Genomic DNA, 15,567 nt, shown 5'->3' on the forward strand with positions numbered 1-15,567 from the left:
GGCTGAACACCTGACCACGACCGACCTGGGGGGAGGGGGACTACGCCGCACGACGCAGCGCGAGAACCGCGTTGTGACCGCCGAAGCCGAAGGAGTTGCTGAGGGCGAGGTCGCCGTCGGCGGGGAGAGCACGAGGGGCGGCGGTGACGAGGTCGAGGGCGATGGCGTGGTCCTGGTCGGCGCAGCCGATGGTCGGAGGGATGACGCCGTGGTGGAGGGTCAGCGCGGTGACGAGGGCCTCGACCGCACCGGCGGCCCCCTGAAGATGCCCGAGGCTGCCCTTGACCGCCGTGACGGGCACCCGACGCCCCGACAACACCCCGGCCAGCGCGTTGGCCTCCGCGAGGTCACCGTCGACCGTGGCGGTGGCATGCGCGTTGACGTGGACGACATCCGCAGGCGACGCCGCCGCGTCCCGCAGCGCCCGGCGCAACGCGAGCGCCACCCCCGCCCCCGACGGATCCGGAGCCGTCAGATGATGCGCGTCGGCGGACAGCCCCCACCCCGCGGCCTCGCAGTAGATCCGGGCACCCCGGGCCCTCGCGTGCTCCTCCGCCTCCAACAGCAGGAACCCGGCCCCCTCACCGTTGACGAACCCGTCCCGGTCCTTGGCGAAGGGACGCGACGGGCTCTGCCCACCGCCGTTCAGGCCGTGCCGCGACAGCGCCCGCATCGCCGCGAACGACGCCATGATCGCCGGAGTCACCACCGCCTCGGCCCCGCCCGCGAGCGCCACGTCCACCCGGCCGTACCGGATACGGTCCACCGCCTGCCCGATCGCCTCGGTCCCGGAGGCACACGCGCTGGTCACGGTCCGCGCCTCCCCGGTGATACCGAGGTCGAGCGAGATCTGCGACGCCGCCTGCGAGGGCACGCACAGCGGCGTGGTGAGCGGGGAGACACCGCGCGGCCCCCGGTCCCGTAACTGCCGGTCCCCGGCCACGAGAACCGACGCGTCACCGAGGATCGCCCCGGCGGACACTCCGACCCGCTCCGGATCGATCCCGCTCTCCGCCGTACCCCCGTCAGCGAACCCCCCGTCCCGCCACGCCTCCCGCGCCGCCAGCACGGCGAACCGCGCGGCCCGGTTCATACGCCGCGCCCGGGGCCGGGGCAGCAGGTTGGCGGGATCCACGGGCACCGTCCCCGCCACCCGCACGGGTAACTCCGCGAACTCCTCCCCGTCCAACTCCCGTATCCCACACAGCCCTTCCAGCAACCCCTGCCACAGCGCCCCCACGCCCACCCCCAACGGCGTAACGGCCCCCAGCCCCGTGACAACCACCCGTCGCCCCACCGAGTACGACATGACCCAGCCCCCTTCCACCCAGCCCCGCACACAACTCCTGCCGCGGAGTTAGTTCCCCCTTCAACTGCTGCCTGCACGCGGCCGCGGCCACGGAGCGGCGCGGACTGATCAGCCCGCCCCCTGGCCGGACTCGGTCAGGCCCCCTGGCCGGACTGATCCGCCCGCCCCTCGCCCGGCCGTCGTCCCTGCTCAGAGGACCTTCGCCCGCACCAACGCCGACAGGACGAGCGTGCCCGGGAGGAGGGGGAGCCAGACGGTGACGACGCGGTAGCCGATGACCGTCGTGGTGGCGAGCGTCGCGGGCGCGCCGAAGGCGACGAGGGTGAAGACGAGCGCCGCGTCCATGGGCCCGAGCCCACCCGGTGCGGGCACCGCACCGGCGGCCGTGCTGGCGACGAGGTAGGCGAACAGCATCTGCGGCCAGGAAAGCGGCAGCCCGAGCGACGACCCGACCGAGGCGACGACGGCCCCCTGGCACAGGGGGAACGCGGCGGCCCCACCCCACAGGGCGACCGCGCGCACGGGCCGGCTGTGCACGACCCGCGTGTCGTTGAGCGCGGTGCGCAGCCCCCCGATGAGGGGACGCCGCAACGGCCGTACGGTCGTGATCAGCGTGACCACGGCGGCGACGCTGACGGCGGTGATCGCCCCGACGAGGGCGAGGGTCTCGCCTTCCGGGAGGAGCTCGGCCAGGCGGAGCGTGCCCGGGAAGGCGACGACGAAGGCGAGGATCACCAGCGTCTTGGCGACCGGTTTGACCGCCGAGTACAGGGCGAGCGAGGAGGTGGCGCGGGAGAGCGGGATGCCACGGCCCCGCAGGAAGCGCAGGACGACGGCGTGGGCGCCGATGTTGCCCGGAAGCGCGTGCCCGGCGGCCCCGGCGGCGAACTGCGTCGCCAGCAGCTGCCCCGGCGGCAACCGCTCCGGCACCGCCCCCTGCCGTACGCAAGCGGAGGCCACCGAGCACAGGCCGGTGAAGAACACCCCGGCCAGCAGCCACAGGGGATCGCCCGAGGCGAGCCGCACCGCACCGTCGTGGACCGTCCGCCAGTCGACCGCCGCCCAGATGCCGAGCAGCAGCAACGGCAACAGGGTGAGAGCGAGCCGGAACCGCCGGGCGGTCACGGGGGAACGGGAGGGGAGGAACCGCTGGACCCGGGCGGGAACAAAAGCCAGGGCGCGAGTGGAGCACGGGTCCGCCGCCTGGCCTACGTCCCCGTCACATACGGCGACGTCGCCGGGGGCAGGAGCCGAGTCCGGGACCGGCGGGCGACCGAGTGCTGGACCGGAGACGGCGACGGGACCGGCCGCTGGGGCCGTGCCCGGCGGGGAGGTGAGGCCAAGGGCGGGACCGGCGACCGGGGCCGCGTCCGGTACTGAGGTCAGGTCGGGGACAGGGGCGGGCCCGGGCGCCCGGTCGCAGACCGCGACGAGGTCAGGAGCCGACGGCGCGCCCAGGACGGGGGCGGGGCCCGGGGCCGGGGGCGAGCCGAGGGCGGGCGTGAGATCGCAGGCCGAGTCGCAGGCCGAGTCGGCGGCCGCGGTGGGGCCGCCTACAGCCATGCGGTCGGCGGCCGACGCCTGGCCCGGGACGTGGGTGAGGTCCGGGGCTGGGGCCGGGCTGGGTATCAGGGAGAGGGGATCGGGGACCGGGGACGGGGTGGGCCGCGAGGGGGGCGGCGCGTCGAGCGGGAGCGGGAACAAAGGGCACGTCGTCCTTCCGCGTCGCGCCGGTACGGCGGGGGACCGCACCGGCGGAGGCAGGGCAAGTCAAGAACGAAGGGAACCCCAGGACCGTTCCCACCCCAAATGACTCCCCGGTATTGACCAACCGAACTCCTGCCACCACCAGAACGACGACACACCCTCCGAGCAGCCGCTCTACCGCAATACCCCCCGAAGTCCACCCACCTCACATGAGACACAAGTCACCCCCGCCCACCCGCCCCCGATCACCGCCAGCACATCCGCCCGTGCCCGTGGCCCCGTCTTTCTTGGGGGCGCGAGGAACTGCGCGACAAGCCACAACGCGCCGGAAAGGCCGGGTTCGAAGGGGCGGAGCCCCAGGTGACGGGCCGGGCAGGGGCGGAGGGGACGAGTAAACTCCCCGCAGAAAAGCCCAGTTCGCCACCCCCACGAGGCCACCCGATGCACCCCACTCCCACCCACCCCACACCCCGGTGACCCCCGCCCGGACGAACCCGGCCCCAGCCGCTCCGACCCTGCCGCTCTCCACCCCCAGCCGAGTGACAGTCTGCCGAGACTGCTGCTGCGGCACCCCCAAACTCCCCGGCGTGGATCACGAGGCCCAGACGACCCGCCTCCAAGCCCTCGTCCCGACCCGCATCTCCACCTGCCTGGACGCCTGCGACCAGGCCAACGTCATCGTGGTCCAACCCTCCGCCGCAGGCCGCGCCGCCGGCGCCCGCCCCGTCTGGCTGGGCCTGGTCAACGACCCCGAGGCCACCGAGGACATAGCCACCTGGGTACAGTCCGGCGGCCCAGGCGTAGCCCCCATGCCCCCCATTCTCGACCTCTACGTCTTCACCCCACCGGCCCGCCGCACCGGCCTCACCTGACGCACGGCCCTCCACCCCGGCGAGCCCTCTCCCTCACTCCACCACTGCCCCACAGGTCCCGTCGGAAGCCGGTCGCAGGTGCGGGGCTGCCCGTAGGTGTGGATGCCGTCGGCCTGCAGGCGCGGCTCCTCCAGGTACAGGCGACAGCCCGGCGAGCATCGCCAGTGCGCCACCGAGGCTGCGGCCGGCGAACCACACGCTCTGGTCGTTGTCGCGGAACTCCGCGAGCGCGTCCCTGACGGTGGGGAAGATCAAGAAGACCGAGCGGCGGCCCGGACCACTCACTCGACCATGCTGCCCACACCCGTCATGCCGGTGTCGCGAAGCGGCTGCACCGCCGGCATCAGCTTGAATCCTGGTCTGCATTCCTGCAGGTCAGGGTCTTGATCCGAGTGCCCCCGGCAAAATTCGAACCTGCGTACACGGCTCCGGAGGATGTTGTATTCCCCAAGGTTTTCCCAGGTCAGGGACCTTGGCCTTGCGGCGGACGCTCCGAAGTTACTGCCGCCGGTGCACCCCTCTCGGATGCCGGCGTCAGACTTTGATGACGGTGATGCGAGAGCCGCACAGGGCGGTTAGATCCTCGGGGTCTGAGGTGAGAACCGTAGCCGGACCGGGGGCGGCGAGGGCTGTGGCGCCGAGCATGGCGTCGATGGCGTACTTGTGGCCGTGCAGGCCGGCGTCGGCGAGGAGCGCGGCGGCGTGGATGGCGATGGGTTCGGTGACCGGTTCGACGACGAGGCGCGAGAGGGTCCACTCCAGGGCCGGGCGGTTGATCCGGGGGTGGACCACTTCCACCAGGGTGGCCGCGGACGTGATCACCCTCAGGTCGTCGGCTCGGGCAAGGGCGAGCCAGGCGGTGACACTACGCTCGCGGAGGACGGCCTTGGCCAGTCCCTCGCTGTCCAGGACGAGAGTGCCGCCGGGGACGGCGGGGGAGCGGCTCACGCGGCGCTCGCTCCGCCCGCCGCCTGGTTGTCACGGGCCTGGTGGAGCTGGTCGCGCAGCGCCTGGATCTCCTCGTCGGTGATGGGCCCGTGCTCGGCCTCGGCGACGGTGATGAGTTCGTTGAGGTTGTCGCGCTCGATCTGGCGGGCGACGGCTGCGGCCACATAGGCGGACAGGCCGGAGGGGCCGCTGCGGGCCCGGGCAGCTTCGGCGATGTCTCGCGGCATAGTGATCGAGTACTTGCCGGTAGGCTCACTCATGCTACGTATCCTACCGCTCATCCTCCCGGTTGGCGTGGGCGGAAACTCTGACCCGCTCGGATGAGGTCGGGCGGGTACCCGCCCGCTGGTGACCTGGCCCTGCGGGAATCCCCGGAGGGACGGGAATCCCCGGACGGACCGGTGCAACGGCCGGGCTCAGCCGCACTCGCCGCCGGCCGCCGCGCGCAGGGCAGCCGCCGAGGCAGGCCCGGCCACGGCCCCGTTGCCGGTGGCATCAAGGCGGCCCTCCCCCCGCTGTGCCAGGTCGAACGGGCCAAGCGCCGTCAGGTGGGGGCACCCTTCTTCCGCGCGAACTCTTGGGCGGATGTCCCCGCTAGCCTGTATACAAGCTTGTGTGCGGCTGGATCGACGAGGAGTTCCATGGCTCGGGCAACCGGTAAGAGTGAGGCGGTCTACGAGCGGCTGAAGGGTGACATCGAGTCGCTGCGGCTGCGGCCGGGAGCCAAGCTGAGCGAGGTCCAGTTGGGCGAGGAGCTGGGTGCCTCGCGGACGCCGGTGCGGGAGGCGATCCGGCGGCTGGCCCGGGAGGGGCTGGTCGATTTCGTGCCGGGGGAGGTGGCCCGGGTGGCCGCGATCTCGCTGGGCGGGGTGCGGGCCCTGTTCGACTTCCGGATGCTGCTGGAGCCCCGTGCGGCCGCGTCGGTCGCGACGGCGGGGGCGGCCGACGAACGCGTACTGGTGCCGTTCCGTGAACTGCTGGAGCGGCTGGAGGAGTTCGACGAGTCCTTCCGTGCGCTGGACGCCGCCGCGCAGGCGCGGTCCTACCAGGAGTTCTACGAGGTGACCGAGGGCTTCGACCAGGCCGTCATCGCCGCGTGTCGGAACTCCTACCTCGCCCGCACGATCCGTGACCTGCGCAGCGAGACCGTACGGCTGCGGCATCTGTCGCACAGCGGTCCGCGACGCATGCTGACCTCGCTGGAGGAGCACCGCGCGATGCTGAAGGCGATCGTGCAGGGGGACGCGCAGGCGGCGGAGGCGGCCTGCCGGCACCACCTCGCCCAGACCCTCCAAGCGCTCATCGACAGCCTGACCGGGCGGGATCTCGCGAGCGGCGCGCACGTCCAACTGGATGTCGCCAACGAGTAGCCCGCACTTCGGCTGTGATCACCGTGCCAGTGGTTTCCGCACGAAGCTTCCTGTATACAGGCATGGATACAGTGCTTGTCGATGCGAGGGGCGGCCGCTCATGGCGCATACCGTCGGCGCCGCCGACCTGCTCGGGTTCGCCGCCGCCACCACAGAAGTCCACGGGGTTCCTGGCGCGGACGCCCGCCTGCTCGCGGACACCTTGGTGACCGCGGAGCTGTGGGGTCATCCGTCGCACGGGATGCTGCGACTGCCCTGGTACCTCCGTCGTCTCGCGAGCGGCGCGACCACCGCCGTCGCCGCCCCCGAGGTCGTGACCGACAACGGCGCAGTCCTGGTCGTGGACGGGTGCGACGGCCTCGGTCAGGTGCTCACCGACCGTGCGGTGACGTGGGGTGTGGAGCGCGCCCGTCGGCACGGGATCAGCGCGGTCGCAGTCCGTAACTCCGGGCACTTCGGTACGGCCGCGTACTTCACCCGCAAGGCCGCCGAGCGAGGCTGTGTGGCGCTGCTGGCCACCAACGCCAGTCCGGCGATGGCCCCTTGGGGCGGCCGGGCGAAGCGGATCGGCACCAATCCGTGGTCGATCGCCGCGCCGGGCGGCCGTTACGGCACGGTCGTGATGGACATCGCCAACACCGCCGTGGCGCGCGGGAAGATCCACCACGCCAAGGAGCGCGGCGAGCCAGTCCCCGCCGGCTGGGCGGCCGACACCGACGGCGTGCCGACCACCGACCCGCGCCGCGCCATCGAGGGGCTGATCCTGCCCATGGCCGGCCACAAGGGCTACGCCATCTCCTTCATGTTCGACGTCCTGGCGGGCGTGCTGACCGGTAGCGCCTTCGGCTCGGCGGTCGTCGGCCCCTACCGCCCCACGGGCCGCAGCGGCGTCGGTCACCTGCTGATCTGCGTCGACATCGCATCGATGGCCGACCCGGCCGAGTTCGAGGGGCGGATGGAGACCCTGATCGAGGGGACCAAGGCCACCCCCACCGCTCCAGGCACGGCCGAGATCTTCGTCCCCGGGGAGCCGGAGGCCCGCACCGCCGAGCGCCTGCACACCGAGGGCATCACCCTCGTCGACGACACCTGGGCCTCCCTCACCCGTATCGCCGAAGCCACCGCCGTACCCCTGCCCACCCCCAGTACTCCGCAGGAGCTGCCCTCTTGATCACGCTGACCGTGTCCCTCCAGGTCGTCCCAGGGTGCCGTGACGACTTCCTCAAGGCCATCGAGGAGAACGCCGAACGCTCCTTCACCGACGAGCCCGGCTGCCGCTCCTTCGACGTCGTCTGCGATCTGGAAGACGACCACCACTTCGTTTTCCACGAGATCTACGACGACGAGGCAGCCGTCGAGGCACACCGCTCCGCACCCCACTTCAAGGTCTGGCGTGAGGCGGCGGCGAAGTACGTCGTCCCCGGCAGCCAGGTCAACACGCTCTCCCGCCGCCTCTTCCACCACCCCTGAACGGAGCCGCCGCATGTGCGCCGATCCCGCTGAGCCGAACCTGCTCATCCGTCCCGACGAGGTCGAACGCTTCGACCGCGGCGGCGGGGTTTCCACCATCCCCTACGTCGGCAGGTGGAACTCCGAGAAGGCCGTCATCACCACCGGCCAGACCGTCTTCCAGCCCGGCACCGGCCTGCCCCTGCACAGCCACAACGTCGAGGAGTCGGTCCTGATCCTCGAAGGCGAGGCGACGGCCGAGATCGACGGCGAGCTCTTCGACCTGGAACCCGGTCAGGCCACCTGGGTGCCGGCCGGCATGCCGCACCGGTTCTTCAACCGGGGCGAGGGCGTCATGCGGATCTACTGGGTCTACGGCGGCCGGGACGTCACCCGCACCATCACCGCCACCGGCGAGACCTTCGAGCACCTCTCCGAGAGCGACAAGGGAGGGGCCCCCACCTCATGAGCGCCACCATCCGGACGGCAACCCCGCCACGGGGCAGCCCCTCGCCGAGTACGAAGCCTGGGATACCGAACGGATCCATACGGCTGTAGAGCGAGCCCACGCCGCCGCCCACGCCTGGGCCCGGGTCCCCGTCACAGAACCGGCCGACCGCACCGGTCACTTGGCCCGCGTCCTGGCATCCTGGCCGACGAGCGTGTGGACATCGACGGAGCCGAAGCCTGGGTCGCCTACGAGCCGGTCGGCCCGGTCCTGGCCGTCATGCCGTGGAACTTCCCCGTCTGGCAGGTCATGCGCTTCACCGTCCCGTCCCTGGTGGCGGGCAACGGGGGCCTGCTCAAGCACGCCGCCAACGTCACCGGCAGCGCCATCGCCCTGCAGGAGCTCTTCGTCGAGGCCGGTTTCCCCGAACATCTGGTGACCACGCTGGTCATCGCCGACGACGACGTGCCCGAGGTCACCGCGCGGCTCATCGAGGACGACCGCGTCGCCGCCGTCACACTGACCGGCAGCAACCGGGCCCGGGCCGCGGTCGGCGCGGTGGCCGGGCGCGCGGCGAAGAAGTCCGTACTGGACTGGGAGGCTCGGACGCCTTCATCGTCCTGGACGACGCCGATGTCGCAGCGGCCGCAGCGGCCGTAGTGAAGGCGCGCTTCACCAACTCCGGCCAGAGCTGCGTCTGCGCGAAGGGGTTCATCGTCACCACCCCCGTGGCGGACGCCTTCACCGCCGCGTTCGTGGCCAACGTCGAAGCCCTGCGCGGCGGCGACCCGAGCGACCGGGACACCGAGGTCGGCCCGCTCGCCCGGGACGACCTACGGGCGGCGATCCAGAGGCAGGTCGAGGAGTCCGTCGCGGCCGGCGCCCGCCTGCTGACGGGAGGCAATCCGCTCCCCGACGACGGCTGCTTCTACCAGCCGACCGTCCTGGGGGGCACCGCCCCGGGCATGCCCGCCTCGTCCACAGCCCCCGACATACGCCCGCTCCGAGCGGCACACGCCTGCACATACGCGAAGACCCCGGCCTCAGCGTTTCCGCTGGTGACGGGGTCTTTGGACACCTCATACTGGGTGCCCCCGGCAGGATTCGAACCTGCGCACACGGCTCCGGAGGCCGTTGGATTATCACACGTTTCCCCTGGTCGGCGGCCCCTCTGACGCCTTGTCAGGCCCGTCGTCCCACAAATAGCCCACGAAGAAGAAATGCCCTATTTAACCTTCTTGGGTTAGTTGTCCGGGTGTGATCGTGGGTCCATGCCGTGTGATGGAGATCACGACTTCCTTGACCAAGGGTAGGGGGCATAATGCCTCCCTTCAATCGAACAGGGAGGCGGTCGGGAGCGCGCGGGCAAGCGGAGTGCGCCGGTGTGCGCTTGGCTCGGTGAGGGCGGTCCCGAACGCGAGGGCTGGGGTGAACGGCGATTGACGCGTGCCCCACGGCTTCCGGCCTTGGATGCCCTGGAGCGTGTGATCCGGTGCACCGACCTCCGGCAGGGCCGCGCGGGAGGCCGTCGTCGACCCCGTATACGCAGGGCAGGTGCCCTGTCCTGATTCGCGCCGTTGAAGCTGCGCTGGGCCCGGGTGGGTTCTGCCGATGGCTGCAGACTCGACGGGTGAGGGCTGGCTCGGTCCGGTCGGCGCGCAGCAAGGCCGAGAGAGCGCCGCTCAGCCTTTTCGCCTGGGCGTGCTCGAGCGGGGGCTGGGATGCATCAAAGCCCTCGGGTATGCAGAGCGCAGGTGAGTCGACTGGCCCCCGGAGCATGCGCGAGGGGTGGCCGCACCTGGTCATGAATGCAGACGGCTGTCGTGTGAAGTTGTGGGATTGGTTTGGGGTGCGGCCTTTCAGCGTGGCGGACAGGGCGTGGCGGTGGATCTCCAATCGTGCGGAGAATCCCCGGTTTCCCTAACCGGGGATCGCGTGCTACACGCCATACGGCGACCAGTGGGCCGTCCTGGTCTCGGCGCATTGACCAGTGCACCCGAGGTGACGCACAGGTCCGTCCATCTCGGAGCATACGGCGGAGTGCGCTATGCCCTACCCGCCGATCCCGAAGGGCAGTCCCTTGTCGTCATTGCTCAGCGAGCGTCGTATGGCGTTGACGAGCCTCACCTGTGCCTGGGCGGGTGCCTGTCTGGCCTGCTCGAACTCCTCGGAACTCAGCGGGTTGTGCAGCGGGTTGCGTTCCCCTCGTGCCACCTGGTCCAGAAAGGAATTGATGGCGCTGCCGAAATCATCGATCTGCACCGCGACCTCTGTGGGAGCAATCAGGCTCACGCGCATCAAGGTCGCGCTCCAGTCGCCCCAGTCGTAATCCCATCCGCGCCGGTCGGCATGCGCTCTTCTGAGCTCCATGGTGAATTTGGCGTAGTGGCTGAACAGTTCCTGATAGGCAGCGAGTTGTTGATCGCGTATCCAGTGACGATCCTGAGCGCGACGTGTGACGATACCGCCGACCAGCACGCCCACTGTTGCGGAAAGCGCACCAGCGGCTGTTGTCACCAGTACGTCCAGCACCGCATCCCCCTTGACGTCCCACACCCGAGCCTCCAGTGAGACGAACATACTGATCACCGGCCCTCGGCGACAGTGATCAGTTCGGTTCCGCCGATCCGGCGGGTTCCACCGCGTTGCCGTCGGTTCTCGTCGACATAGCCAGGCCAATCTCCCGCGATCAGAAGCCATCCCGATCATCTGGTGATCTCCGTCCGTCAACCCGACGTGATCCGAGTGCACCCGTGCTGGGGGATGTTCGAATGGGCAATTCGGGCAGTCATGCCCCGCCGATCAAAAGGAGGCGGGCATGGACCCGAATGAGCATCAAAATGGTGCCACACCGGACCCCGAACAGACACAGGGCCAATCCCCGGCGCAGCCGCCCGGCGAGACACCTCAGGGCCGCGGTAGCGCGGTCGCGGACATGGCGGGCGAGTTCGGTGCGGAGCTGGTGCGGGCCATCCGCGCGGGCCTGGCTCAGGGTGCCAGCCCTATGCCCGGTCCCCGGGGTCCGTCCAAGCTGAGCTGGTACGCCTTCGCGACCGAGTACGCGCGGGCGCACTGGCCCGGCAGGGCAGCGAAGACCCGGGACGAGGTCAGCGAGGCGCTCACCGCGATCACCATGGCGATGTGCTGGGACATGCCAGGTCGGCCGAAGGGGCAGCTGCTGCGCCGCGCCCTGCGGCACTGGGCATTCGTTGTGCCCGGGCCGGAGCAGCGGGAGCTGCCGGCGGAGGACCGGCTGGTGCTGCAGTGGGTGGTGAAGGCGTCCCGGCCGTTGGTCGACCTGCACGATCCGGTTCTGGCGCGTGATGTGCTGGAGTCGCTGCGTCGCAAGCTCGATGGGGGCGAGGCGGCGGTGGAGACGATGGGCCGTAAGCGCAAGGTGCTGGTGCACGCGCTCCACTACGCCGTGGAGCGGGGCGAGTTGGGCAGTCATCCGCTGGAGAAGATCCGCTGGCGGGTCCCCAAGCCGTCGGTCTCGGTGGACCCGCGGGTGGTGGCCAACCCTCACCAGGCACGGGAGTTGCTGGACGCCGTCTCCTACGTGGGCAGCTATCGGCGAGCCCGGGGCCGTCGGCTGGTCGGGTTCTTCGCCGGCATGTACTACGCCGGCCTGCGCCCGGAGGAGGCGGTCGCGGTGGCGCTGCCGGACTGCCGCCTGCCCCGCACCGGCTGGGGGCGGCTGATCCTGCACCGCACGCTGCCGCAGGCGGGCAAACGGTGGACCGACACCGGCAAGTTCCACGACGAGCGCGGGCTGAAGAACCGCCCGCCGGGAGAGACACGGGTGGTGCCGTTGCCGCCGCACCTGGTGACGATGTGGAGGGACCACGTCGCCACCTTCGGGACCGCAGACGACGGCCAGCTGTTCTTCACCGAGCAGGGCCGGATCATCACTTACACCCCCTACAACCGGGTCTGGCACGAGCCCCGCGCCCTCGCCCTGCCACCCGCCCTCGGTAACACCCCGCTCGCGAAACGGCCGTACGACCTTCGGCACTCGGCGCTGTCTACATGGCTGTGCGCGGGGGCCGACCCGGCTGAGGTCGCCCAGCGGGCCGGTAACAGCGTAGAGGTCCTGCTGTCCCGGTACGCGAAGTGCCTGTATGACCGGCAGTCCATCAACAACCAGCGCATCGAAGGACTCCTGAGCGCCTACGACCGGCCACCCGAGCCTGATGAGCAGTTCGAGGCGTAGCTCCCCGCGCCCGAGCTGAAGCGGGCGCGGGAGAAATCCGCCAGGTTCACCTCGAAGCGCTGGATGCCCCTCACACCGCCGGCTGGGCCCTGTGGGGCCCCGGGATGTGCTCGGACCCGGTTGTCAGTGGTGCCGCGTAGCCTGACTGAGCAGCAGCTCGGCCGGTGGCTCGTAGCCGTGCTGTGTCCAGCAGGGAGGGTGTGGTGATGGCTGATCGCAAGACCGTGACGCGCCAGACGTTCATCGGGGAGAAGGGCATCGCCCTGGTCGAACGCCGGTGCCTGGAGATGGGCCACCTCTTTCATCCCCGGCGGGTCGATCACGGCATCGACGGGCACATCGACCTGGTGGAACCCGGCAGCGGGGCCGTTCTTAATCTGACCCTGCTGGTCCAGAGCAAGGCCCAGGACCGGCGCTTCTCCGGTGAGACGGACGACGCGTTCCACTACGTCTGCGACCAGCGCGATCTTGATCACTGGCTGTCCGGCAACTCGCCCGTCATCCTGGTCTTCTCCCACCCCGAGAGCGACGAGGCGTGGTGGACGGAGGTCAAGGCGGCGTTCCCGGACGCGGTCAGCCGTGCCAAGCGCGTCGTGCACATCGACAAGCACACCCAGCGCTTCGACCGGGACGCAGCCCAGGCACTGCTTCATCTTGCCGTGCCCCGGACGGCGGGCCTGTACCTGCGGCCCGCGCCGATCACCGAAGTGCTCACCACGAACCTGCTGCCCGTCACCGAGATGCCGCCGACGGTGCATCTGGCCCCTGCGGCCTTCACCGACTACCGCGCGGCCGGCGCCGCACTGGACGCGCAGGGGCAGCGCGCGTCCGGCTGGATTCTGCGGGACGGACTGGTCCTGTCGTTCCACAGCCTGCGGGACTCGCCCCTGCGGGTGCTCTGCGCCGGAGACCCCGAGCGCCACGAGACCGTCGAGTGGGCGGACAGCGATGATCTGGACACCCAGCACCGCTTCGCTGACCTGCTCTCCCGGACCGTTCAGGGTTCTTACCCGGACCTGCGGTGGCACAAGGACCGCAAACACATGCACTTCCGGGCGACCTCGCGTCTGGGGCCACGTAAGGCCGGCAGGGACCGGGATCACGGGGCCGGACCGTGTTCGGGCCGCACGCCTCCAAGTCCGACCCGCAGCGCGTCGGCTTCTACCACCACGCCGCGCTGCGCACACGGTTCCGGCGCCTGGGCGGAGTCTGGTACTGCCAGCTGGAGCCGGACTACTGCTTCACCACCGACGGTCACACCGAGCACCCTTACGCGGACCGGCTGCTCGCCGGGATCAAACGCCTGGACCGGCACCCGGCTGTCCGGGGTTGGACCCGCGTGTGGGCCAACTACCTGAACCACGCCGACCTGTTCACCGAACCACGGCCCGTACAGTTCGGCGAACTCGCCACCATGACCGTTGACCGGGGAATCGACGACCGGTGGTGGGGACCGGCTCCGTCCGGCGCCGCACCCGAGGACGACCACGACCCGTCCGCCGGGGGACAGGAAAGCCTGGACACCGTGCTGGCCGCCGCGGACACGGACACCCAGGATCTTCTCAGCCTGCTCCAGGGCGGGGACAGCGACGGCGACGCCGGCGCTCCTCGGCGAAGGAGCCCTGCAAACAAGGCCAGGTCCGCCGGGCGACGGACATCCCGTCGGGGAGGAACGAACAGCGCGAGGCGAGGCCAGTGATGTACTCCGTGATCCTTGACGAACCCGAGCTGGAATTCGGTGGCGCGGCCCGGCACATCGACCCTCGGTTCGGCATCACGAACTACGGTCCCGCCGATCTCGGCGCGCCCGATGCTCCCCGAGCGATCCGCGTCGGCCTGGTCGGTCCCACGGACCAACTCGACGGGCTGCGCCGGTGGCTGGAGCGCTGCCGGGAGCCGATCGCGGCCAAGGACGAGCAGTACCCGCATCTCTTCCCGGAATTCCCCGGATGCGACACCGACCGCGGCCTGCACACCACCCTGGTCTTCAGCGACCGCAACACACGCGCGATCAGCAGCCGGGACCTGCGCGCCATCGAGACCGCCGAACAGCCAGCGGCCCTGACCAAGGCCGTGAGTATCTACGCGGAAGAGATCACGGCATTGGCCGACGAGAACCGGGTCGACGTCCTCCTGGTCGCCAGACCCGAGCAGCTCGTCGAGACGAGCCGCCGATCATCAGGCCGTCCGGACGCATCCTGTGATCCTTCGCAGGACGCCCCTGACGATCCCCCGCTGGCCCAGTTCGCCAACTTCCACGACCTGCTCAAAGCCCGGCTGCTGAACCTGCGCCAGCCCATCCAGATCATCCGCCGCAGCACCTGGGACGAAGCGACCCGCCCTCCCGAGGGCCACAGCCGGCAGGACGAGGCCAGCCGCGCCTGGAACCTCCACGTCGCCCTCTACTACAAGGCCGGCGGCGTCCCCTGGCGCCTCTTGCGCAACCCCGCCGATCTGACCACGTGCTACGTCGGCATCGCGTTCTACCGCAGCGGCGACAGAACCGCCCTGAACACCTCGGTCGCCCAGGTCTTCAACGAACGCGGGGACGGAGTGATCGTGCGCGGAGGACCGGCACGGATCAGCCGCACCGACCGCCAGCCCCACCTGGCGCGCGCCGACGCACATGCCCTCCTGCTCCAGGCACTGGACTCCTACCGGCGCGAACACCACACCGCGCCCGCCCGCATCGTGCTGCACAAGACCTCGGCCTTCACCGGCGAGGAGACAGGCGGCTTCCAGGACGCCGCGGACGAACGGTTCATCGACACGCTGGAGATGAGCTGGATCACCAGCAGCGAAGGAGCCGCCACTTTCCGCCCCGGCGACGCACCGCCCCTGCGCGGCACCCTCGCCGTCCTCGGCGAACGCGAACTCGCGCTGTACGCGACCGGCAGCATCGAGTTCTACCGGACCTACCCCGGCATGTACATTCCGCGCCCGATCGGCATCAGACCCGTCACTCCCGCCCGGGACCCGCGCCAACTGGCGGTCGAAGTCCTTGCCCTGACCAAGATGAACTGGAACCAGACCCGTCTGGACGGACGGCTCCCCGTCACCCTGCGCACCGCCAAGCAGGTCAGGTCCGTCCTGCGCTTCTGCCCGCCCGACCAGGCTGTCGCCACCCGCTACGCCCACTACATGTAAGGCAAACCGCCGGACGACTGCAGATGCGAGAGCATGTTTCGGCTGGGCGACAGCCTGCGGACCGATCCCCGGCGCAGCCACACGCTCCGATAAATGGGCGCTGA

13 protein-coding genes and 2 pseudogenes are annotated in these 15,567 nt (G+C 70.5%); 10 read left to right on the forward strand and 5 right to left on the reverse strand.

Features of this window, described 5'->3' with window-relative positions:
- Positions 1-40: 40 nt before the first annotated feature.
- On the reverse strand, positions 41-1,309 hold the full coding sequence (locus ACWD26_RS12320; RefSeq protein ID WP_451268962.1) for a beta-ketoacyl-[acyl-carrier-protein] synthase family protein: 1,269 nt from the start codon (positions 1,307-1,309) through the stop codon (positions 41-43).
- Between the two features lie 189 nt (positions 1,310-1,498).
- Positions 1,499-2,485, reverse strand: coding sequence for a lysylphosphatidylglycerol synthase transmembrane domain-containing protein (locus ACWD26_RS12325; RefSeq protein WP_451269140.1), 987 nt, complete (start codon positions 2,483-2,485; stop codon positions 1,499-1,501).
- A gap of 1,004 nt (positions 2,486-3,489) precedes the next feature.
- Between ACWD26_RS12325 and ACWD26_RS12330 the strand changes: the two genes are divergently transcribed.
- A complete protein-coding gene (locus tag ACWD26_RS12330; protein ID WP_451268964.1) occupies positions 3,490-3,888 on the forward strand; it encodes a (2Fe-2S) ferredoxin domain-containing protein in 399 nt (132 codons plus the stop codon).
- A gap of 534 nt (positions 3,889-4,422) precedes the next feature.
- On the opposite strand, the gene ACWD26_RS12335 is transcribed toward ACWD26_RS12330, so the two are convergent.
- Both ACWD26_RS12335 and ACWD26_RS12340 read right to left on the reverse strand, forming a co-directional pair.
- Positions 4,423-4,836 (reverse strand): PIN domain-containing protein, encoded by a 414-nt coding sequence (locus tag ACWD26_RS12335; protein ID WP_451268966.1) that lies wholly within the window; start codon positions 4,834-4,836, stop codon positions 4,423-4,425.
- Positions 4,833-5,096 carry a CopG family transcriptional regulator gene (locus ACWD26_RS12340; RefSeq protein WP_451268968.1) on the reverse strand — a complete coding sequence of 88 codons (264 nt, stop codon included), beginning with the start codon at positions 5,094-5,096 and terminating at the stop codon, positions 4,833-4,835. The genes ACWD26_RS12335 and ACWD26_RS12340 overlap by 4 nt, the downstream gene beginning before the upstream one ends.
- 381 nt (positions 5,097-5,477) lie before the next feature.
- Here ACWD26_RS12340 and ACWD26_RS12345 point away from each other — a divergent pair, with 381 nt between their 5' ends.
- The 6 genes and pseudogenes from ACWD26_RS12345 to ACWD26_RS12370 all read left to right on the forward strand — a co-directional run bounded on the left by ACWD26_RS12345 (position 5,478) and on the right by ACWD26_RS12370 (position 9,278).
- Positions 5,478-6,206: a GntR family transcriptional regulator gene (locus ACWD26_RS12345; RefSeq protein ID WP_451268970.1), complete on the forward strand. Its 729-nt coding sequence runs from the start codon at positions 5,478-5,480 to the stop codon at positions 6,204-6,206.
- Between the two features lie 100 nt (positions 6,207-6,306).
- Complete coding sequence (locus tag ACWD26_RS12350) at positions 6,307-7,377, forward strand: Ldh family oxidoreductase (protein ID WP_451268972.1); 1,071 nt, start codon at positions 6,307-6,309, stop codon at positions 7,375-7,377.
- Positions 7,374-7,676 carry a putative quinol monooxygenase gene (locus ACWD26_RS12355; RefSeq protein ID WP_451268974.1) on the forward strand — a complete coding sequence of 101 codons (303 nt, stop codon included), beginning with the start codon at positions 7,374-7,376 and terminating at the stop codon, positions 7,674-7,676. Before ACWD26_RS12350 ends, ACWD26_RS12355 begins: the two co-directional genes overlap by 4 nt.
- Before the next feature lie 13 nt (positions 7,677-7,689).
- Positions 7,690-8,124 (forward strand): cupin domain-containing protein, encoded by a 435-nt coding sequence (locus tag ACWD26_RS12360; RefSeq protein WP_451268976.1) that lies wholly within the window; start codon positions 7,690-7,692, stop codon positions 8,122-8,124.
- 67 nt (positions 8,125-8,191) lie between these two features.
- Positions 8,192-8,239 (forward strand): annotated as a pseudogene (locus ACWD26_RS12365) (hypothetical protein); the annotation flags it as partial.
- A gap of 143 nt (positions 8,240-8,382) precedes the next feature.
- Positions 8,383-9,278, forward strand: a pseudogene (locus ACWD26_RS12370) (aldehyde dehydrogenase family protein).
- 877 nt (positions 9,279-10,155) lie between these two features.
- On the opposite strand, the gene ACWD26_RS12375 reads toward ACWD26_RS12370, so the two are convergent.
- Positions 10,156-10,683 (reverse strand): hypothetical protein, encoded by a 528-nt coding sequence (locus ACWD26_RS12375; RefSeq protein ID WP_451268978.1) that lies wholly within the window; start codon positions 10,681-10,683, stop codon positions 10,156-10,158.
- 238 nt (positions 10,684-10,921) lie between these two features.
- Here ACWD26_RS12375 and ACWD26_RS12380 point away from each other — a divergent pair, with 238 nt between their 5' ends.
- From ACWD26_RS12380 to ACWD26_RS12390, 3 genes are all read left to right on the forward strand, one after another.
- On the forward strand, positions 10,922-12,316 hold the full coding sequence (locus ACWD26_RS12380) for a tyrosine-type recombinase/integrase (RefSeq protein ID WP_451268980.1): 1,395 nt from the start codon (positions 10,922-10,924) through the stop codon (positions 12,314-12,316).
- 206 nt (positions 12,317-12,522) lie between these two features.
- Positions 12,523-13,674, forward strand: a complete 1,152-nt coding sequence (locus ACWD26_RS12385; protein WP_451268982.1) for a DUF4365 domain-containing protein — start codon at positions 12,523-12,525, stop codon at positions 13,672-13,674.
- A 349-nt stretch (positions 13,675-14,023) separates the two neighbouring features.
- Positions 14,024-15,463 (forward strand): argonaute/piwi family protein, encoded by a 1,440-nt coding sequence (locus ACWD26_RS12390; RefSeq protein ID WP_451268984.1) that lies wholly within the window; start codon positions 14,024-14,026, stop codon positions 15,461-15,463.
- Positions 15,464-15,567: the final 104 nt, after the last annotated feature.

This window comes from Streptomyces sp. NPDC002787 (assembly GCF_053592095.1).